At 63.3% G+C, this 18712-nt stretch carries 18 protein-coding genes; 10 read left to right on the top strand and 8 right to left on the bottom strand.

All coding sequences use genetic code 11. From position 1 onward, the window contains the following. Positions 1–10 precede the first annotated feature (10 nt). Together ACXYN8_RS11150 and ACXYN8_RS11145 are read right to left on the bottom strand one after the other, a co-directional pair. Positions 11–643: an exopolysaccharide biosynthesis protein gene (locus ACXYN8_RS11150; RefSeq protein WP_458889517.1), complete on the bottom strand. Its 633-nt coding sequence runs from the start codon at positions 641–643 to the stop codon at positions 11–13. A 66-nt stretch (positions 644–709) separates the two neighbouring features. Next, a complete protein-coding gene (locus ACXYN8_RS11145; protein ID WP_458889516.1) occupies positions 710–1873 on the bottom strand; it encodes an acyl-CoA dehydrogenase family protein in 1164 nt (387 codons plus the stop codon). A gap of 97 nt (positions 1874–1970) precedes the next feature. Between ACXYN8_RS11145 and ACXYN8_RS11140 the strand changes: the two genes are divergently transcribed. Together ACXYN8_RS11140 and ACXYN8_RS11135 are read left to right on the top strand one after the other, a co-directional pair. Continuing rightward, positions 1971–2843: an alpha/beta fold hydrolase gene (locus ACXYN8_RS11140; protein WP_458889515.1), complete on the top strand. Its 873-nt coding sequence runs from the start codon at positions 1971–1973 to the stop codon at positions 2841–2843. A gap of 75 nt (positions 2844–2918) precedes the next feature. After that, positions 2919–4187 carry an acetyl-CoA C-acetyltransferase gene (locus ACXYN8_RS11135; RefSeq protein ID WP_458889514.1) on the top strand — a complete coding sequence of 423 codons (1269 nt, stop codon included), beginning with the start codon at positions 2919–2921 and terminating at the stop codon, positions 4185–4187. A 51-nt stretch (positions 4188–4238) separates the two neighbouring features. Here ACXYN8_RS11135 and ACXYN8_RS11130 read toward each other — a convergent pair whose 3' ends face one another. Next, positions 4239–4466: a hypothetical protein gene (locus ACXYN8_RS11130; RefSeq protein WP_458889513.1), complete on the bottom strand. Its 228-nt coding sequence runs from the start codon at positions 4464–4466 to the stop codon at positions 4239–4241. 219 nt (positions 4467–4685) lie between these two features. Here ACXYN8_RS11130 and ACXYN8_RS11125 point away from each other — a divergent pair, with 219 nt between their 5' ends. From ACXYN8_RS11125 to ACXYN8_RS11105, 5 genes are all read left to right on the top strand, one after another. Further along, the gene (locus ACXYN8_RS11125; protein WP_458889512.1) at positions 4686–4979 is read left to right on the top strand and encodes a hypothetical protein; all 294 of its coding nucleotides are present in this window, start codon (positions 4686–4688) and stop codon (positions 4977–4979) included. Between the two features lie 10 nt (positions 4980–4989). After that, positions 4990–5217, top strand: coding sequence for a hypothetical protein (locus ACXYN8_RS11120; RefSeq protein ID WP_458889511.1), 228 nt, complete (start codon positions 4990–4992; stop codon positions 5215–5217). Between the two features lie 168 nt (positions 5218–5385). Beyond that, entirely contained in the window at positions 5386–5589 is a 204-nt protein-coding gene (locus ACXYN8_RS11115) for a hypothetical protein (protein ID WP_458889510.1), read from the top strand. A gap of 3 nt (positions 5590–5592) precedes the next feature. After that, positions 5593–5778 carry a helix-turn-helix domain-containing protein gene (locus ACXYN8_RS11110; protein WP_458889509.1) on the top strand — a complete coding sequence of 62 codons (186 nt, stop codon included), beginning with the start codon at positions 5593–5595 and terminating at the stop codon, positions 5776–5778. Then, positions 5778–6800, top strand: coding sequence for a CHAT domain-containing protein (locus tag ACXYN8_RS11105; RefSeq protein WP_458889508.1), 1023 nt, complete (start codon positions 5778–5780; stop codon positions 6798–6800). The genes ACXYN8_RS11110 and ACXYN8_RS11105 overlap by 1 nt, the downstream gene beginning before the upstream one ends. A gap of 3 nt (positions 6801–6803) precedes the next feature. Here ACXYN8_RS11105 and uvrA read toward each other — a convergent pair whose 3' ends face one another. Next, complete coding sequence (gene uvrA, locus ACXYN8_RS11100; RefSeq protein WP_458889507.1) at positions 6804–9719, bottom strand: excinuclease ABC subunit UvrA; 2916 nt, start codon at positions 9717–9719, stop codon at positions 6804–6806. A 260-nt stretch (positions 9720–9979) separates the two neighbouring features. Between uvrA and ACXYN8_RS11095 the strand changes: the two genes are divergently transcribed. From ACXYN8_RS11095 to ACXYN8_RS11085, 3 genes are all read left to right on the top strand, one after another. Beyond that, on the top strand, positions 9980–10930 hold the full coding sequence (locus ACXYN8_RS11095) for an ATP-grasp fold amidoligase family protein (protein WP_458889506.1): 951 nt from the start codon (positions 9980–9982) through the stop codon (positions 10928–10930). A gap of 203 nt (positions 10931–11133) precedes the next feature. Further along, the gene (locus tag ACXYN8_RS11090) at positions 11134–11835 is read left to right on the top strand and encodes a lysozyme (RefSeq protein ID WP_458889505.1); all 702 of its coding nucleotides are present in this window, start codon (positions 11134–11136) and stop codon (positions 11833–11835) included. A gap of 129 nt (positions 11836–11964) precedes the next feature. Then, complete coding sequence (locus ACXYN8_RS11085) at positions 11965–14220, top strand: M3 family metallopeptidase (protein ID WP_458889504.1); 2256 nt, start codon at positions 11965–11967, stop codon at positions 14218–14220. Here ACXYN8_RS11085 and ACXYN8_RS11080 read toward each other — a convergent pair. Genes ACXYN8_RS11080 through ACXYN8_RS11065 form a run of 4 tightly spaced genes read right to left on the bottom strand, consistent with a single transcriptional unit; the run spans position 14203 to position 18651 of the window. Then, positions 14203–14934 carry an ABC transporter ATP-binding protein gene (locus ACXYN8_RS11080; RefSeq protein WP_458889503.1) on the bottom strand — a complete coding sequence of 244 codons (732 nt, stop codon included), beginning with the start codon at positions 14932–14934 and terminating at the stop codon, positions 14203–14205. The two genes, ACXYN8_RS11085 and ACXYN8_RS11080, sit on opposite strands and share 18 nt — an antisense overlap. Then, positions 14931–15896 carry a FecCD family ABC transporter permease gene (locus ACXYN8_RS11075; RefSeq protein WP_458889502.1) on the bottom strand — a complete coding sequence of 322 codons (966 nt, stop codon included), beginning with the start codon at positions 15894–15896 and terminating at the stop codon, positions 14931–14933. Before ACXYN8_RS11075 ends, ACXYN8_RS11080 begins: the two co-directional genes overlap by 4 nt. Next, positions 15893–16753, bottom strand: coding sequence for an ABC transporter substrate-binding protein (locus ACXYN8_RS11070; RefSeq protein ID WP_458889501.1), 861 nt, complete (start codon positions 16751–16753; stop codon positions 15893–15895). Before ACXYN8_RS11070 ends, ACXYN8_RS11075 begins: the two co-directional genes overlap by 4 nt. Continuing rightward, entirely contained in the window at positions 16750–18651 is a 1902-nt protein-coding gene (locus ACXYN8_RS11065; RefSeq protein WP_458889500.1) for a TonB-dependent receptor plug domain-containing protein, read from the bottom strand. The genes ACXYN8_RS11070 and ACXYN8_RS11065 overlap by 4 nt, the downstream gene beginning before the upstream one ends. Positions 18652–18712 lie beyond the last annotated feature (61 nt).

Genomic DNA, 18712 nt, shown 5'->3' with positions numbered 1-18712 from the left:
AAGGGGCCGGTCAGCCCCCACCACCACCCGACCCGAAAGACGCGAGCGCGAAGATCATCGATCCTCCGCCGACTGCCATCGCAATCAGCATCAGCAACCCATCGCGCAATAGGAGCGAGAGGCCGATCGTCGCCACCGCCAGCATCGGAACCGAGCTGGCGAAGGGCAGGAACTCCAGCGGCGGGACACTGAGGCACAGCAGCAGGATGACAATTGCGGCCACCTTCTGACCGCCCTTGCCCACCATCCAGTCCAGCCTGTCGCCGAGGTGGTCGTCGATCCATTCGGCCATGCTGTCCAGCTTGTGCGCCCCCTTGGCGAGCTTGTCGCCGTCGAAGCCGCGACGAAGCACGAATTCCGGGAGCCACACGTGCTCTCGCCCGATGAGCATCTGGAGCGCCAGCAAACCGATCAGAACCGCCAGAACCGTCGGAACGCCGGGTATGCCACCGATCGGGCTGACCTCTATGATGGGCAGAAGGATGAGCAACGGGGCGAAGCTGCGCGTGCCAAAGGTATCGAGCGCATCGCCGAGACAGACTTCGTCGTTTTCCTCGCCGAGTTCCTCGACGGATTCGAGCACGTCTTCGAGATCTTCCGGCTCACTCTCGTGCGATTTCCCGCGCCCTGCTTGCTCGCTCATTGGCATTCTCCCCGGTTCCGGAACGCAGAGCGTTGCGGTTCTTTCCTCCTCTGAAGGGAGGTCGTGTCACATCGAGCGGGCAATCACCATCTTCATGATCTCGTTCGAGCCGCCGAAAATGCGGCTGATCCGGCTGTCGCGGAACATCCGCGCGATCGGATAATCGTTGATATAGCCGGAGCCGCCGTGAAGCTGCAGGCACTTGTCCACGACCTCACCCTGAAGTTCGGTGACCCAGTATTTCGCCATGCAGGCGGTCGGCACATCGAGCTTGCCTTCGAGATGCTTGGCGATGCAGTCATTCACGAAGATACGCGCTGCCGTGCCCCGCGCCTTCAGATCGGCAAGCGTAAATTGCGTATTCTGGAAGTCCCAGATCGTCTGCCCGAACGCCTTGCGTTCCTTGGTGAAGGCGACCGTTTCTTCCAGTGCCCGCTCGATCGTGGTCATGGCCCCCATGGCGATGATCAGCCGTTCCTGCGGCAGTTCGCCCATAAGCTGGTAGAAGCCCTTGCCTTCCTCTCCGCCCAGTACGGCATCGCCCGGAACGAACACGTCGTCGAAGAACAGTTCTGACGTGTCCTGTGCATCGAGGCCGATCTTGTCGAGTTTCTTGCCCCGCTGGAACCCTTCCGCCCCCTCGGTTTCGAGCAGCATGAGCGAAATGCCCTTGGCCCGCTCGCTGGGATCGGTCTTCGCGACGACGATGATGAAATCCGCGATCTGTCCGTTCGAGATGTATGTCTTGGCACCGTTGATGCGATAGCCGTTGCCGTCCTTCAGGGCCGTGGTGGTGATGCTCTGGAGGTCCGATCCCACGCCCGGTTCGGTCATGGCGATTGCGCTGACCAGTTCGCCGGAGACAAGGCGCGGCAGGTACTTCTTCTTTTGCTCCTCCGTCCCGTGACGCACGAGATAGGGCAGGATGATGGTGTTGTGCAGGCTGGCCGCGAAGCCATCGACATTGTGGCGCCCCTGCTGGTCGATGACTACCATCTCGTGCCGGAAGTCTCCGCCGTGTCCGCCGTATTCCGTCGGAACGGATGCACCGAGCAGGCCTGCCTGCCCCGCCTCGGACCAGAACTCGCGTTCGACCTGGCCGTCCTCGCGCCACTTCAGAACGCGCTTTTCCGGCGCGTGCCTTTCGTAGAATTTGCCCACTGCATCGGCGAAAATGGCGATCTCCTCGTCATCCATGAAAGCGGGTTCGGCAACGTCGATCACGGGCATGGGCTTCTCTCTCCAGCAGGATTTTTTCGTTGCCAGCGGGTCTATCAGGTCGGTAGCGGACTGCAACTTGATCGAGGAACAGAGGAGCGGACTGCCCGTGGAATTGATTGGCCCGACGTCGCAAAGCTTCATTTCGCAGCGCACGCGGCTGCATTACGTCGACTGGGGCAATCACGATGCGCCGCCACTGATCCTGCAACACGGCGGCCGCGATCACTGCCGCAGCTGGGACTGGGTGGCAGAGGAACTGCGCAAGGACTGGCACGTCATCTGCCCCGACCTGCGCGGACATGGCGACAGCGGCTGGAACAGCCACGGTCATTACAACACCATCAATTACGTCTTCGATCTCGCGCAGCTTATCCATCAGCTCGACCTCGCGCCGGTCACGATCGTGGCGCATTCGCTCGGTGGCAACGTCGCGATCCGCTACACGGGCCTCTATCCCGAAAACGTGCGCAAGCTGGTTGCGATCGAGGGCCTCGGTCCCAGTCCCAAGGTCCGGGCCAAGCAGCGCGAAGTGCCCGCGCACAAGCAGTGGATCGACTGGATCGACAAGAAGCGCGACGCCTCCGCGCGCCAGCCCAAGCGCTACACCAGCTTCGAAGACGCGCTCGACCGGATGCACGAAGCGAACAGTTATCTCAGCCGCAAGCAGGCCGAACACCTCACTCGCCAAGGCGCCATCCGCAACGAAGACGGCACCTGGAGCTGGAAGTTCGACCCCCACCTCCACGCCTGGCCACCCGACGACATGGCGATGCGCCAGCAGCACGAGCTGTGGGGCCGTATCACCTGCCCCACCCGTTTCATCTACGGTGCGGACAGCTGGGCTTCCAACCCGGAGAAAGACGGGCGGATGAAGCACTTCGGCGACAATGTCTCGGTCACCGAATACGAGCGTGCCGGACACTGGGTCCACCACGACCGGTTCGACGATTTCGTCGCGGAGCTGCGCGACTTTCTCTGATCCTCCTGCCGCATTGCCAGCGTGGTCGGCCCATCCTATCGCCTTGGCAAAGACACGAGCGAGAGGATCACTGCCATGGCCGAAGCCTACATCATCGACGCCTGCCGAACGCCGCGCGGGATCGGCAAGGTCGGCAAGGGATCGCTGGCGGAGCAGCACCCGCAGCACCTCGCCGCCACGGTCCTGCGCGCCATTGCCCAGCGCAACGGCCTCGACACCGCCACCGTCGACGATGTCATCTGGTCGACCTCCAGCCAGAAGGGCAGCCAGGGCGGCGACCTTGGGCGCATGGCCGCACTCGACGCGGGCTATGACGTCACCTCCTCCGGCATGACGCTCGACCGGTTCTGCGGCGGCGGCATCACCACCGTCAACCTCGCCGCGGGCCAGGTCATGAGCGGCATGGAGGACTGCATCGTCGCGGGCGGGACCGAGATGATGAGCTACACCGGCCAGCGCGCGCGCGAGGAGCAGGCCGCCGGCCTCCCCCCCGCCATGATGGGCGCGGGCAACGCACGCCTCCAGGCCAGCCACCCGCAGTCGCACCAGGGCGTGTGCGGCGACGCCATCGCCAGCATGGACGGCTTCACCCGCGAGGAACTCGACGAGGTCGGCTACCGCAGCCAGCAGCGCGCCGCGCAGGCCATTGCCGAGGGACGCTTCGACAAATCGATCGTGCCCGTAGTGGACGACGATGGCAACACCGTGCTCGACCACGACGAGTTCCCCCGCCCCCAGACCACGCGCGAGGCACTTGCCGCGCTGGAGCCCAGCTTCGCCAGGCTTGCCGACGTGCCGCTCGACCAGCAGGGCACCACTTTCCGCAAGCTCATCAACGCCAAGTACCCCGACCTCGACATCCGGCACTTCCACCACGCCGGCAATTCCTCCGGCGTCGTCGACGGCGCGGGCGCGGTGCTGGTCACTTCGGGTGACTATGCCCGCAAGCATGGCCTCACGCCCCGCGCGCGGATCGTCGCCTTCGCCAACATGGGGGACGACCCCACGCTGATGCTCAACGCCCCCGTCCCCGCCGCGCGGCGCGTGCTGGAGAAGGCGGGCATGACCATCGACCAGATCGACCTGTTCGAAATCAACGAGGCCTTCGCCGTGGTCGCCGCCCGCTTCGTGCGCGAGCTGGGGCTCGACTGGGACCGGGTCAACGTCAACGGCGGCGCCATCGCACTGGGCCACCCCATCGGCGCGACCGGCGCCATGCTGATCGGCACCATGGTGGACGAGCTGGAACGGCAGGAGAAGCGCTACGGCCTCGTCACCATGTGCGCGGCGGGCGGCATGGCCCCGGCGATCATCGTCGAGCGTGTGAGCGCGCTAGCCGACTAGAGCTGCCGCCCGAACGGCATCTTCCCGCCCTGCCGCGCCCGGAAGCGAAGCTCACCACAGGTGACACGCCGTCTGCGGAGAAACCCGCGCCGCCTTGCAGGCGAGCCGCACATTGCCGTTGAACTGGAGACTGGCAAGAAACTCCGCCTGCCGCGCAGGCGAGAACAGCGCCGAGCCGGACAGCGAAGCCCCCGCAGAGGCACTGGAAGGAGCAGCCGCCACCCCCTCCCCTGAAGCCTGCGCGAGCGCGAAGTCGGGATGGGCGATGATGGCGTTCATGGTTCACCTCATGGGTTTGGGGGAACCGGGTTAGTTAGGCTGGGAATGGGGTGTAGGACAGCAGGGATTGACCAATCGGACTTCACCGTAAGGACGCAAGTCAATCAACTATAGCACGCAGCAGTGGATAACTCGCTAAAATAAAAACCATCGCTGATTTAGGTGCTATAAGGTGGAGAAGGGTAAGTTTGAAGCGTTTTAAACAGGGTTATCCACAGAATGGCACAATCCGAAGCATATTTAAGGGGGATTCTCGGTCTCTTGGCTAGACGCGAATTCCCGCCCGACGTCCTTGCCGATCTGGTAGGAGCCAAGAAGCAGCGGGAGGCCTACAATATGTGCGACGGCACTTTGGGGCAGGCGGAAATCGTCAAGAAGCTTAAGCTGGACAAAAGCAATTTCCGAAAAACGCTCAACCGTTGGGTCAATGAAGGCATCGCAATCCGGATCGAACATGAGAACGAAGTCCGTCCGATGCATCTCTATCCACTACCCGCATCGCACCTGAAGTAGGTTGAATACTATGCAAAATGACGAAGTATTGGCTGACAAGCTAGACATTCTCATTCGCCTTCAAGCAGCCGCGCTGGTCCGTGACTTTGACACACAGAAAGAGAAGATCGCGTTTCTAGCTCAGGCTGGCTTGGCCTCCTCAGCAATCGCCGAACTCCTCGGCACCTCCCGCAACACGGTGAGCGTAGCGATTTCGAATATGAAGAAAGGAGACAAGTCTAATGCCAAAGGCAAGTGACCCGCAGCTCGACGAGCTCAGCACCATACGAAAATTGTTGGTGTTGGCGCTCCTGCGATCCGGCATGACCCAAGGAGAACTCGGGGCCGCGCTTGGAATACACCGGACACAGGTTGGTCGAATGTTTCCGAAAGGAGCGCTCGTCGGAATAAAGAAGGATGGCGACTGATGGCAGAAGCTGATCAAAATCTCATAGCTGAGATGAAAGACGTGAAGCTATTGCTCATTATGCAGCTTCTCCGAGACGGCGTTACACAATCACAAATTGCGAGAACGTTGGGCATTAGCGATGCAAAACTGAGCAAAATGCTTCCGAAAGGCCTTGGAAGGGAATTGGCCAAAGGTCGGAAGGTGCCGGACGAGGAGGCCTGACTGATGAAAGATGAGCTAGCAGAAGGTATACTCTCCGAGCTTCAAATGCTCAGAAAATTGAAAATGATCGAGATGCTCGATGCGGGGTATTCTCAATCGAAGTTAGCAAATGCTTTGGGCGTTAGTCAGTCCACGATCAGTCGCATGATGGCGCCGACCAAAAGCAAAGAAAAGGCAAAGCCTGACTGATGCAAATAGTATCTGATCCGACTGCCAACCGTCCCGAGCAACTTGAGGATGCGGTGAACACGATTGGGCGCTCGAAGCACAAGCTAGACGTCTTTAAGGCCATCTATCGTGGTCAAAAACAGATGAAATCGGTGTCGGAAATCGAGAAAATTACGGGGCTTCCGAAACGCCGAGTTCTTGATGCCGGCAAGGCCTTGGCCGACGGGAATGTCGTACAGCAGACTCGAGATACAAAAGGCGAGACTGCTTATGCTAAGCTAAGGGCCATATCCTTTATTCGCGATAAAATTATCTCGGGAGTTGCGAAACCTGAGAAAATTGCCGCCATGGCAACCAAACGTCGACCTCCTGATGCAAATGCCCAGAAGCTATTTAAAACGAACTCACGAACGGTTAGAAAAACTCGTTCATTAAAGGCAACAAGCGCGCAGCATCGAATAGCAATGTTGACAGCAAGCCCTATCGGTGAAGATCCAATTGATGTTTCACTGGAAGCTAGGGAAATCGAAAACGAGCGGCAAAAATCTGCTGCACGCGATAAATTTGATGTACGGCTGTTTCCTGCAGCGACGACCGAGAGTCTCCTTACTGCAATCAATGACTATCAGCCCGAAATCTATCATTTCTCAGGTCATGGAAGTAGCGCGGGCCTGTCCTTTGACAACTCCACAATTAAGGACGTTGGCGGCACTCACGTACAGTTTCCCATACTTCGCAAGCTCATGATGACGGCACCTCAGAGACCTAAGCTAATTTTTCTGAATGCTTGTGAGAGTTTCGGCGGCTCCACTGACCTCACTGAAGTCGCCGACGTCATAATCTCAATGAGCGATAGCGTAACCGATTCAACTGCGTTTCACTACTCTCGCAGGTTTTACGCATCGTTGTTTTCTGGACTAAGTATCGCAACCGCTCATGATCAAGCCAAAGCGATACTAGAAATTGACGATGCCTCCGGAGCACTACTCCCAAAGATTACGTGTGCTGAAGGGATCGACGCCGCCAAAATCTCATTTTCGTAAGGATCACTCCGCAGCCTCCCGCTGCCGCTCCAGCATCGGCTTGAGATACGCCCCCGTATAACTCCCCTTCACCTCGGCTACCTCCTCCGGGGTGCCTTGCGCGATCACCTCGCCGCCCCGCACGCCGCCGTCCGGGCCGAGGTCGAGGATGTGGTCGGCGACCTTGATGACGTCGAGATTGTGCTCGATCACCACCACGCTGTTGCCCTGGTCGACCAGCCGCTGGAGCACCTCCAGCAGCTTGCGCACGTCTTCGAAATGCAGGCCGGTGGTGGGCTCGTCGAGGATGTAGAGTGTCTGGCCGGTGCTGCGTTTCGACAGTTCCTTGGCCAGTTTCACGCGCTGCGCCTCTCCTCCCGATAGCGTGGTCGCCTGCTGGCCGACCTTGACGTAGCCGAGGCCGACTTCGTTCAGCATGTGCATCTTGTCGCGGATGGGGGGGACGGCCTTGAAGAAGCCCTCCGCATCCTCGATCGTCATGTCGAGCACGTCGGCGATGGAGAGACCCTTGAACTTCACCTCCAGCGTTTCGCGGTTGTAGCGTTTGCCGTGGCATTCCTCGCACGTCACGTAGACGTCGGGCAGGAAGTGCATCTCGATCTTGATGAGGCCGTCGCCCTGGCACGCCTCGCACCGGCCGCCCTTGACGTTGAAGCTGAAGCGGCCGGGCTTGTACCCGCGCGCCTGCGCTTCCGGCAGGCCAGCGAACCAGTCGCGGATCTGGGTGAAGGCGCCGGTATAGGTCGCCGGGTTCGATCGCGGGGTGCGGCCGATGGGCGACTGGTCGATCTCGATCACCTTGTCGCAATATTCGAGGCCGGTGACCTTGTCGTGCGCACCCGCGACCACCCGCGCCCCGTTGAGCGTGCGCGCGGCGGCGGCGTAAAGCGTGTCGATGGTGAAGCTCGACTTTCCGCTGCCAGATACGCCGGTGATGCAGGTGAAGGTGCCGAGGGGCAGGCTGGCCGTGACGTTGTTGAGGTTGTTCGCCCGCGCGCCGTGGACGGTCAGCTTCTTGCCGTTGCCCTTGCGCCGCGTGGTGGGGACGGCAATCGCCCGCCGCCCGGTGAGGTAGTCCGCGGTGAGAGACTTCTTCGACTTGAGCACCTGCTTCAGCGTGCCCTGCGCCACCACCTCGCCCCCGCGCACGCCCGCGCCGGGGCCGAGATCGACCACGTGGTCGGCGGTGCGGATGGCATCCTCGTCATGCTCGACCACGATCACCGTGTTGCCGAGGTCGCGCAGGCGCTTGAGCGTTTCCAGCAGCCGGTCGTTGTCGCGCTGGTGCAGGCCTATGCTCGGCTCGTCGAGGACGTAGAGTACGCCCGAAAGCCCGCTCCCGATCTGGCTGGCGAGGCGGATGCGCTGGCTCTCACCACCGCTCAGTGTCCCACTGGTCCGGTCGAGGTTCAGGTAATCCAGCCCGACATTGTCGAGGAAGCCCAGCCGTTCGTTGATTTCCTTCAAAATCGCCTTGGCGATCTGCGCCTGCGTGGCGTTCAGCTGCCCGTCGAGACCGAGGAAATAGGCCTTCGCGTCGGCGACGCTCATCTGCGTGGGGGTGGCGATATCCGTGCCCGCGACCTTTACCGCGAGCGCTTTCTCGTTGAGGCGTTTGCCATTGCAGGTCTCGCACGGCTGCGCGGTCTGGAACTTGGCCAGCTCCTCACGCATCCACGCGCTTTCGGTCTGCAGCATCCGGCGATTGAGATTGCCGATCACGCCTTCGAACGGCTTGTTGACCGTGTACTGCTTGCGCCCGTCCTTGAACGTCAGCGGCACGCGCTTGCCCTTCGTGCCGTGCAGGATGACGTCGCGATGCTCCGCCTCCAGCTCTTCCCACGGCGTGGTGAGGTCGAAGCCGTATTCCTTCGCGAGAGACCCAAGCACCTGCATGTAATAGGGCGACGGCGGATTGCTCTTCGCCCAGGGCACGACCGCGCCCTTTTTTAAACTCAGCGCCTCGTTGGGTACGACCAGTTGCGGGTCGAACAACTGCTTTTCGCCGATGCCGTCGCACGTCGGGCAGGCCCCCTGTGGAGCGTTAAAGGAAAATAGACGCGGCTCGATTTCCTCGATGGTGAAACCGGAAACCGGGCAGGCGAACTTCTCGGAAAAGACGATGCGGTTGGCGGGCAGGCCAGCGCCTTTCATCGCCCCGCCCGAAGCGCCGTCGTCCTCGCGCCCCGGCACGACGCCATCGGCCAGGTCCACGTAAGCCAGCCCTTCGGCCAGCTTGAGCGCTTGTTCGAAACTGTCCGCCAGCCGGGTCTCGATACCTTCCTTTACCGCGATCCGGTCGACGACCACTTCGATGTCGTGCTTGAACTTCTTGTCGAGCGCGGGAGCTTCCTCGATCGCGTACATCTCGCCGTCGATCCGCACGCGCGTGAAGCCCGCCTTCTGCCATTCGGCCAGTTCCTTGCGGTATTCGCCCTTGCGCCCGCGCACGACCGGCGCGAGCAAATAGAGTCGCGTGCCTTCGGGCAGTGCCATCACCCGGTCGACCATGTTGCTGACCGTCTGCGCCTCGATCGGCAGGCCGGTGGCGGGCGAGTACGGGATACCGACGCGCGCCCACAGCAGGCGCATGTAATCGTAGATCTCGGTGACGGTCGCCACGGTGGAGCGCGGGTTGCGGCTGGTCGTCTTCTGTTCGATGCTGATTGCTGGCGAAAGCCCGTCGATATGCTCGACATCGGGCTTCTGCATCATCTCGAGGAACTGGCGCGCATAGGCGGACAGGCTCTCGACATAGCGTCGCTGCCCCTCCGCATAGATCGTATCGAAGGCGAGCGATGACTTGCCGCTCCCCGAAAGGCCGGTGATCACGATCAGCGCATCGCGCGGCAGGTCGATGTCCACGCCTTTGAGATTGTGTTCGCGCGCCCCGCGCACGGAGATTTTCGTAAGAGCCATGAGGGCCGTGTTCCGGTAATGTTCGCGTGTGTCAAGAGAGCCGCAATGCCGCTCCCCCGCGCAGGGATATGGTGAGCAGCCGATGTGGTGGATGCGCGCCGGATTGCAATGCGACGCGACCCGGCCCGGCGCTTGGTTCCGTATGCGGATCTGCAACGCCGCGATGCGAGGTCGGTCCGACATTCCTGCACATGACGCGGGTCCGAAGAGCTTTTTGTCGTGTCGGCGGAGCTTTGCGAAAGCGGAGTCGTTGTCGCGAAATGACGAGTTTCGATCTGGCGGTCGATCCGCCCGCCCTGCCGCGAGAACCTGCGGGGCGACCCTTCGACGACATCAGGCTCGCCCGCGCGCGGATCGCTCTGACGTATCTCTGGGGTCATCGCCGGTTTCCCGACCTTCACCGCGCGCTGCGCTTCACGGAAATGGTCCAGCTTCGCAAGCTGCACGATCGCTCCGCCGCCCTGCCCGTTTTGATGGACAAGATCGCCGCCAAGGCGCTCGCGTCGGAGGTGCTGGGGCCGGAATGGACCATACCGACCGCGTGGAGCGGAACGCGGCTGCCTGACGATCCCCCTTTTGCGGTGCCCGCAATCCTCAAGGCGCGGCATGGCTGCAACCAGAACATCGTGTTTCGCGAGGCGCCGACGCGCGTCGCGTGGCAAATTGCCCGCACAAGTTCCACGCAATGGGTGAAGCGACCCTACGGCAAATGGCTCGACGAATGGGCCTATCGCGACGTGCCGCGCGGCCTGATTGCGGAACCGCTGGTGGGCGATGGCCCCGAGTTGCCGGTGGATTACAAGATCTACGTGTTCGGCGGCCAGGCAACCCATGTGCAGGTTCACCTTGGCAGAGGCCGACGCCATCGCTGGATCCTGCACGACCGCGACTGGCAGCAGCTGGTACCCTGCGGCGACGCTCCTCCGCCACCTGACAAACTGAGTGACATGCTGTCCGCTGCGGAGGCGCTGGCGCGCGACGTCTCGTTTCTGAGAGTCGATTTCTACGAAGTTGCGGGCCGCCCGCTGTTCGGGGAGTTTTGCCTCTATCCCGGCTCAGGCCTCGATCCCTTTGCCGCGGACTGGATCGATTTCGAACTCGGAGAACTATGGGCGAATGCCCTCTGCGCTTTTACGCGTCGATGCTTCCGTACGCCGTGCACCAGACCCGGTGAAGCGTGGACCTTTCCGGTGGGCGCAATCGTTGAATAAATGACAGCAAGATTATTGCCTGAACGGAACTGCGGCCAAGAAAGCGGAGGGGGCCGTGTCCCGAGGGTTCAACACCGGACCACGAAGGAGCCACCATCCATAGATTAGACATACCCTCCCGCACCTATTCGAAGAAGTTTCCCCCGACAGGCCTGATAGATACTCGCCCCGTCCACCGAGATTGGGGCAAATCAGCGGCGCTCGTGCAAAGGCTCAAGGAACGCCGTAAATATCGGCGCGACCTGCGCCTGATGCGTATCCGCCAGGGTCTCCGCGCGTCACGGCGCAATCGCAAACTGGCGCTAGCCCTGTCCGCCGGGACGCTGGCGCTTCATGGGACAGCACTGAGCGCGCAATATTACGACCTCTCCCCGCAAGTGAAGCGGATCGGACCGGAAGACCGGCGCCACAGCAGTTTTCTCAGTGCAAGCGACCTTTTGAAACGCGCCATCGCACAAGAAGAAGGTTTGCGGCTCACCGTCTACCGCGATGTGGCAGGCTATCCGACCGTGGGTGTCGGCCATCTCGTCACTCCGCAGGACCGCCTTTCCGTCGGCGACACGATCACCGAGGCGCGCGCGCTCTCTCTGCTGGAACGCGACCTGCGCACGGCGGAAATTGGGGTGCGCGACCTCGTTGGCGATCTTGCCATCAACCAGTTCGAATTCGACGCGCTGGCGGACCTCGTCTTCAATGTCGGCCGTGGCAATGTCGATGAGGACAGCAGCCCGCGCCTCAATGCCGCGATCCAGGCAGGCGACCATGACGCGATTGCCGAGGAACTGGCCTATCACAACGCCGGAGGAGAGGTGGCCGGTGGCCTCGTCCACCGCAGCGACCGGCGCGTGGCGATCTTTCTCGCGGGCGATTACCGCGACCCGCGCTCCGCCAGCCGGCAGACCTGACGCCAGCTTTAGCTAACCGTTGCAATTGCAATCAATCTGTCGTTCAAGCGCGGCAGGTTAACCCCTTCGGGTTTCTCAAAAGCGGTCGGCGTCCGCCGACCCTTTCCCCGTTATTTTCAGGAGTATTCCATGACCAAGGCCCCTTTCCTCGCCGCGGTGGCTGGCGCCGCGCTGCTTGCAGGATGCACGACCATGAACAACGCAACCGATCCGATCGCCTCGGCGCAGGCCGCTGCCGATTACAACCCGGACATCCCGGAGGGCACCGGCTATTTCGCGCAGCCGAGCACGCTGCCGTTCCACGCGCCGGACTTCACCAAGATTTCGGAAAATGACTACCTCCCCGCATTCGAGCAGGCGATGACGATTCACTCGGCTGAGATCGAGGCGATCAAGAACGATCCGCGCGCGCCGGACTTCGGCAACACCATCGTTGCGCTGGAAACCAGCGGCAAGATGCTCAACCGCGTCGGCGCGGTATTCTATGCGCTCACCGGCTCGAACACGACCGACCGGCTGGACGAGATCGACGAGGAAATCGGCCCGAAACTGTCACAGCATTATGACGCCATCGTGCTCGACCCCGTGCTCTTTGCCCGGGTGAAGACGGTTTACGACAATCGCGCCGCGATGAGCATGACGCCCGAAGACGCGAAGCTGCTGGAGGAAACCTACGACGGCATGGTTCACGCCGGAGCGATGCTGAACGAGGCGCAGAAGGCCGAAGTGAAGCAGATCAACAGCCGTCTGACCGAGGTGACGACGCAGTTCAGCCAGCAGGTCCGATCCGCCACCAACGACCAGATGCTGGTGGTCGACAGCCGCGCCGAACTGGCTGGCCTTTCGGATGCCGAAATCGACGCCGCCGCCAAGCTGGCAGCCGAGAAGGGCATGGCGGGCAAGTTCGCCATCGCGCTTCAGAACACCACTCAGCAGCCTCTGCTGCCGACGCTTTCGAACCGCGCCACGCGGGAAAAGCTGTTCCGCCTGTCCTACGACCGTTCGGACGGCACGAACGACTTCGACACGCGCGCGCTCGTTTCCGAAATCGTGCAACTTCGTGCGCGCAAGGCAGCGTTGTTCGGCGAACCCGACTGGGCGAGCTACGTCATGTACAATCGCATGGCCAAGAACCCCAAGACCGCGCTCGATTTCATGGAAGCGATGGTCCCCGCCCTTGCCGCGACGCAGCGCGAGGAAGCCGAAGTGCTCAACGCGCAGATCAAGGCCGATGGCGAGAACTTCGAGGTCCAGCCGTGGGATTGGTACCGCTACGCCAACCAGGTGAAGGCCGAACGCTACGAACTGGATGAAGACGCCGTGAAGCCGTATTTCCAGCTCGACAAGGTGCTGGAGGACGGCGTGTTCTATGCCGCCAACAAGCTGTACGGCCTGACCTTCGAACGGCGCACGGACTTGCCGCTGTACCACCCCGACACCAGCACCTGGACCGTGCGCGACAACGACGGCAGCGAACTGGCGATCTTCTACTTCGACCCGTTCCAGCGGGAATCCAAGCGCGGCGGCGCGTGGATGAGCAACTTCGTCGACCAGAGCCACCTCTACGGCACCAAGCCAGTGATCTACAACGTGCTCAACATTCCGAAGGCGAACGCGGGCGAAGTCCAGCTCGTCAGCTTCGACAATGTCGAGACGATGTTCCACGAGTTCGGCCATGCGCTGCACGGCTTCTTCGCCAACCAGCGGTATGCCAGCCTGTCGGGCACGGCGACCGCGCGCGATTTCGTGGAATATCCGAGCCAGGTCAACGAGGTCTGGGCGACCGAGCCCAGCGTGCTGGCGAACTACGCGAAACACTACCGCACCGGCGAGACGATCCCGGCATCGATGATCGAAAAGATCAAGCAGGCCGCGCAGTTCAACCAGGGCTACGACTTCGGCGAGGTGGTGGAAGCCGCACTGCTCGACATGAAGTGGCACGCGCTTAGCCCTCAGGAAGCCGCGGCGATCAATACGCCCGAAAAGGTCGACGCGTTCGAGGAGAACGCGTTGAAGGAGCTTGGGCTGGAGATAGGCCTCGTGCCGCCGCGCTACCGCAGCACTTACTTCAACCACATCTTCTCCGACCCCGCCGGTTATTCGAGCGGCTATTACAGCTATCTGTGGACCGAGATGCTCGACCGCGACAGCCGCAAGTGGTTCGCCGACAACGGCGGCCTGACCCGCGCCAATGGCGACCATTATCGGGCCACCGTGCTGAGCCAGGGCGGGACGCAGGACTATTTCGAGATGTTCCGCAAGTTCGCCGGGCGCGAACCTGACGTGCAGCCGATGCTCGAAGCGCGCGGCCTCACCGGCGGCGACGGCGATGCGGAAGCCAGCACCAGCGACGGCAAGCTGCCTGCCTCAACCGTGGGCGAGTAAGCTGCGTTCTCCGGGGTCGCCCAGCCACCGCGCGGCGACCCCCCAAACGTTGCCGATGATTTCGGCACACAGCGCCTGCTCGGCCGCACCGTCTGCGACGAGCGCGCCTTCGTGCAGCACCAGAACGCGGTCGGCGTGGTTCATCGCGAGCGCCAGATCGTGCAGCACCAGGACTACGCCGGTCCCTCCGGAAGCGGCAGCCCTGAGGTAGCGGATCAGCCTCAACTGGTGCCCTATGTCGAGCGCGGCGAGCGGTTCGTCGGCGAGGATCCATTCCGGCTCGCCTGCCAGCACCCGCGCCAGCAGCGCGCGCGCCTTTTCGCCGCCGGAGAGGCGCGAAACGGGGCGCTCCTGCAACTCGCCGAGATCGAGCGCGGCGATGGCCGCGTCGATCGCCTCTTCCCCCCGGTCGCCATGCGGCAGCCGCCCCAGCGCGACGAGATTGCGAACCGCGACATCCCACGCGACATCCCCGTCCTGCGCCAGATAGCCGATCCGTCGGGCGCGCTCCCGCAAAGATATGGCGCTGAGCGGCGCGCCGGCGAGTAATACCTTGCCGCCATCCGGTGCAATCAGCCCGGCGAGCGCGGACAGCAGCGTCGATTTGCCCGCCCCGTTCGGCCCGCAGATAGCGGTAATCCCGCCCCGTTCGAGGCTGGCGGACACGCCTTCGAGGCGTTGTCCGATTGCAAGGTTTTCGGCAGCAAGCGTCACAGCAGCCCTCCCCCTACACCGCGCCGCATCTTGAGCAGCAGATGGAGAAAGAACGGCGCACCCACGAGGCTGAGGGCGATGCCCAGCCGCAGTTCGCTTGCCAGAGGAAGCACCCGGCAGACCACGTCCGCCACCAGCACCAGCAGCGCGCCCGCCAGCGCACTCGGCAGCAGCAGGCGCGAGGGCCGCCGGTCGGTGAAGGGGCGCACCAGATGCGGCACCACCAGTCCGACGAAACCGATGATCCCGGCCACCGCCACCCCCGCGCCGACAGTCAGGCAGACGCTCGCGATCAGCCAGAGTTGCAGGCGGCGCGTATCGATGCCGAGCGAGCGCGCGCTCGCTTCACCCAGCGTCAGCGCGTCCAGCCCGCGTCCCGCCATGGCGAGGCAGGCGACGCCCGCCATCGTCAATGGCGCTGCAAGCCAGACGTCGCCCCAGCTACGGTCGGTCAGCGCCCCCATCAGCCAGGTGACGATCTGCGACTGCGCAAACGGATCGGGCGCGAGGCTGATCGCAAGGCTCATCAGCGATCCCGCAAGGCTCGCAATCATCAATCCCGCAAGCGTGAACAGAGCGATGCCGCCAGTGCGCCCCGCGATCAGCGCGAGCAGCGCCATGGCCCCGCCAGCGCCGATCAGCGCGAAGGCCGGCAGCACCCACACCGCCGCGGCATAGCCGAAATAGAGGCTGAACACCGCCCCCAGCGCTGCGCCGGGCGCAATGCCGAACAGGCCGGGATCGGCCAGCGGATTGCGTAGATACCCCTGCATTGCCGCCCCCGCCGCGCCGAGACCCGCGCCGACGACAAGCGCGAGCAAGCTGCGCGGCAGTCGCAACTCTGCGAGAATGACGGCGGCATTGGGCGTCGTCGCGGGGTCGAGCCACACGCGCCCCGCCAGCAGCGACAGCGGCAGTGCGATGGCAATAGCGACGAGCAGGAGAGGCATGGGTTTGCTCATCGCGCCGCTTCTTCATTCAAACGGTCCGTTACCGGCAACGCAGACCGTATGGCCGCCAACCGCTCTGCCGCGCGGATGATCGTCGGTCCGCCGCAGTACAGCAGCGAGGGATCGAACCGCTCGACCCGCGTTTCCTGCAACTCCGCAAGTGCGGGGTGGGCCAGCATCCGGTCCTCGCCACGCACATCCCCTCCGGCGGCAAGAATGACGCGCGGCGGGTCGGCCAGCACCTCCTCCAGCGGCAAGCGGTCGGCCTGCCCCAGCCCGCGCGAGGCGGCGAAATTGGCAAAGCCGGTGCTGCGCAGCAGGTCCGCGATCAGCGTCGCCTCCCCCGGCACGAGGCCGCCAGATTGCCAGACGAGCGCAGGGACCGGTGCGCCGTCGCTGCGCGCGCTTGCCAATGCCGCGTCGATCCGTGCGATCATCGCATCGCCAGCCGCCTCGTCGCCCGCCAGCAGGGCGAGTTCGCGCACTTGCGCCCTGCTCGCGGCGACGTCGCTGGCGATGCCGAAGGTCCGCACTTCGATCCCGAGCCGAGCGAAGGCGGCGCTGGTGGCGGGCGGCAGGAAGCTGCCCGCCACCACCATGTCCGGGTCGAGCGCCAGCACTTCCTCTACCGTCCCGCCGGTGGCAGCAAAGCGATGCGCGACATCGAGGTCCATAGAGCTGGAGGCCGGGTCGTGACTGTAGTGACTGATGGCGAGCAATTGCCCCGGCGCAGCCACTTCCGCCAGCACGGCGTCGGTGCAGGGGTTGAGGGTGACGATGGTGGGGTGCTCGCCCCCCGCCCGCCCGGTGGTGGCGGCAGGAGCGCATCCCGCCGCCAGAACACCGAGCAGGGCGGCGAGCAGCCTCACATCGCGATCCTTGCTCCAATATAGGCCGCGCGCCCCTGCGTCGCATATCCGGCCACCGTCCGGTAGTCCGCATCGGTCACGTTCTCAATCCGTCCGAACAGCTCGAACGTCTCGCCGACCGGCAGGCTGGCGCGCACATCGCCCAGCGCGTACCCGTCCAGCCGGGTGAAATTGCCCGCGTCGTCGAAGCTGTCGCCGACCATCCGCACGTCGCCACCCAGTGTCAGTCCGGCCAGCGGAGAGGTCCAGTCGGCGGAGACGGTGATCGCATGGCGCGGGCGGCGGGCCAGCCAGTTGCCTTCGTTCGCATCGCCGCGCGTGCGGTTTTCCGCATCGAGATAACTGTACGCCGCGCCGAAGCGCCAGTTCTCGCTCGGCGAAACACCCAGCTCGACCTCGAACCCCTGCGCCGTGGCCCTGGCGGTGTTGTCGTATGTGCCGAAGGGACGGTTAGTGCAGATCGCGTCGGTCACGCCGAAGCAGGAAACGTAGGAGATCAGATTGCGGCTGTCGCGCCGGTACAGCGTCAGCGCGGCGTATACTGGATCGGAGCGTCCGCCATACGCGATTCCCAGGTCATAGCTCGTCGCGCGTTCCGGCTGCAAAGCCTCGTTGCCGTAGTCACTGAACAGCTGGAACAGCGTCGGTGCCTTGAACCCTTCGCCCACGCTGGCGCGCAACCGCCAGTCGGGCGCGATCTCGTAGCTGATGTCCGCGCCAAAGCTCGTCTCTCCGCCAAAGCGGCGATGGTCGTCGTGACGTGCGCCGATATGCGCTGCGAGAGCGCCATATTCGATACCGGCCTGAGCGTAGACGCCTGCGATCGCCGTCGTCTCGCGCGCGTCCGTCGCGGTCTCGTAAGCCAGCCACTCGTACTCGCCGCCGAAGTTCACGATCAACGGGCCAAGCGGGCGCCATTCCCCGCGCAGGTCCACGCGGTCGGAATGGCCGTCGCTGGCAAAGGTCGGGTCGCTGCCGAAGGCGGGGTCGAAATTCTCCCGCTCCGTATCGGCGAAGCTGTAGCGCCCGGTGACGTAGAGCGCGCCGCTGTCGTAGGCGAGGCCCGCGGCGGCGGAATATTGGCGCGTCTCCTGCGTTTCTGCCGTGTCTGCCAGGAGGTAATTCGGCGCAGGGAAACCGTCGATGTCAAGATCGCCCTCCGCGTAGCGCGCATTGGCGAAAGCTTCGAGTTCGTAGGACAGCCGGACGTTACCCTTGGCGGATAGCGCCCATTGCTCGAAGCCGTCGGGCTCGGTGCCATTGGCGGCGGCGGAGAAGCCGTCCGAGCTGTAGTAGCTGCCTGCCAGGCCGACATAAGCGTCGTCGTCGCCCAGTCCGCCCGCCGCACTGGCGATCACGGTATCGTCAGTGCCGTATTCGGCGCTGGCGGAAAGGCCGCTCTCGCGCCGCGTTGTCACGGCGAGCACGCCTCCAAGCGCATCCGCGCCCCAGATGGTGGAGTTCGCGCCGCGCAGCAGGTCGATCGTATCGATGTTGAGGCTGAGCAGATTGCCGAAGTCGAACCCGCCGCCGGGCGAGGCCGGGTCGTTCACCCGAACCCTGTCGACAAGCACCAGCAGCTGCTCCGCTTCCGCCCCGCGCACGCGCAGGCCAGTGAAGGCTCCGGTGCCGCCGTTGCGGCTGAAGGTGACGCCGGGCGCGCGGCGCAGCACGCGGGTGAGGTCCGCGCCCTGCACCACCTCGATCTCCTCGCGCCCGATGACGGTGACCGACTGGCCGGTGTCCTCGACCTCGATCGGCGCGCCGGTGGCGGTGACGGTGATGGTGGTGGGGTCGATTTGGACATCGGAGAAGTCCATCACGATTGGCTCGTCCTGCGCCGCGGCGGGCACGGCGAGAGCCGACAAACAACAACCCAAAAACAGATAATTACGCACAATTCCTCCTATCATAAGCCAAGTCGCTCATGACGGAGGCGCGCCGCGAAATCGCGCTCTC

The organism is Altererythrobacter sp. CAU 1778 (assembly GCF_054482795.1).
Note: the sequence above shows the minus strand (reverse complement) of the source record. Positions and strands in the feature narration are given on the sequence as shown.

What these genes read in the sequence shown, in the direction of transcription:
- ACXYN8_RS11150 (WP_458889517.1), bottom strand. Translation starts at nt 643, where the DNA reads ATGAGCGAGCAAGCAGGGCGCGGGAAATCGCACGAGAGTGAGCCGGAA.
- ACXYN8_RS11145 (WP_458889516.1), bottom strand. Translation starts at nt 1,873, where the DNA reads ATGCCCGTGATCGACGTTGCCGAACCCGCTTTCATGGATGACGAGGAG.
- ACXYN8_RS11135 (WP_458889514.1), top strand. Translation starts at nt 2,919, where the DNA reads ATGGCCGAAGCCTACATCATCGACGCCTGCCGAACGCCGCGCGGGATC.
- ACXYN8_RS11130 (WP_458889513.1), bottom strand. Translation starts at nt 4,466, where the DNA reads ATGAACGCCATCATCGCCCATCCCGACTTCGCGCTCGCGCAGGCTTCA.
- ACXYN8_RS11125 (WP_458889512.1), top strand. Translation starts at nt 4,686, where the DNA reads ATGGCACAATCCGAAGCATATTTAAGGGGGATTCTCGGTCTCTTGGCT.
- ACXYN8_RS11120 (WP_458889511.1), top strand. Translation starts at nt 4,990, where the DNA reads ATGCAAAATGACGAAGTATTGGCTGACAAGCTAGACATTCTCATTCGC.
- ACXYN8_RS11115 (WP_458889510.1), top strand. Translation starts at nt 5,386, where the DNA reads ATGGCAGAAGCTGATCAAAATCTCATAGCTGAGATGAAAGACGTGAAG.
- ACXYN8_RS11110 (WP_458889509.1), top strand. Translation starts at nt 5,593, where the DNA reads ATGAAAGATGAGCTAGCAGAAGGTATACTCTCCGAGCTTCAAATGCTC.
- ACXYN8_RS11105 (WP_458889508.1), top strand. Translation starts at nt 5,778, where the DNA reads ATGCAAATAGTATCTGATCCGACTGCCAACCGTCCCGAGCAACTTGAG.
- uvrA (WP_458889507.1), bottom strand. Translation starts at nt 9,719, where the DNA reads ATGGCTCTTACGAAAATCTCCGTGCGCGGGGCGCGCGAACACAATCTC.
- ACXYN8_RS11095 (WP_458889506.1), top strand. Translation starts at nt 9,980, where the DNA reads ATGACGAGTTTCGATCTGGCGGTCGATCCGCCCGCCCTGCCGCGAGAA.
- ACXYN8_RS11085 (WP_458889504.1), top strand. Translation starts at nt 11,965, where the DNA reads ATGACCAAGGCCCCTTTCCTCGCCGCGGTGGCTGGCGCCGCGCTGCTT.
- ACXYN8_RS11075 (WP_458889502.1), bottom strand. Translation starts at nt 15,896, where the DNA reads ATGAGCAAACCCATGCCTCTCCTGCTCGTCGCTATTGCCATCGCACTG.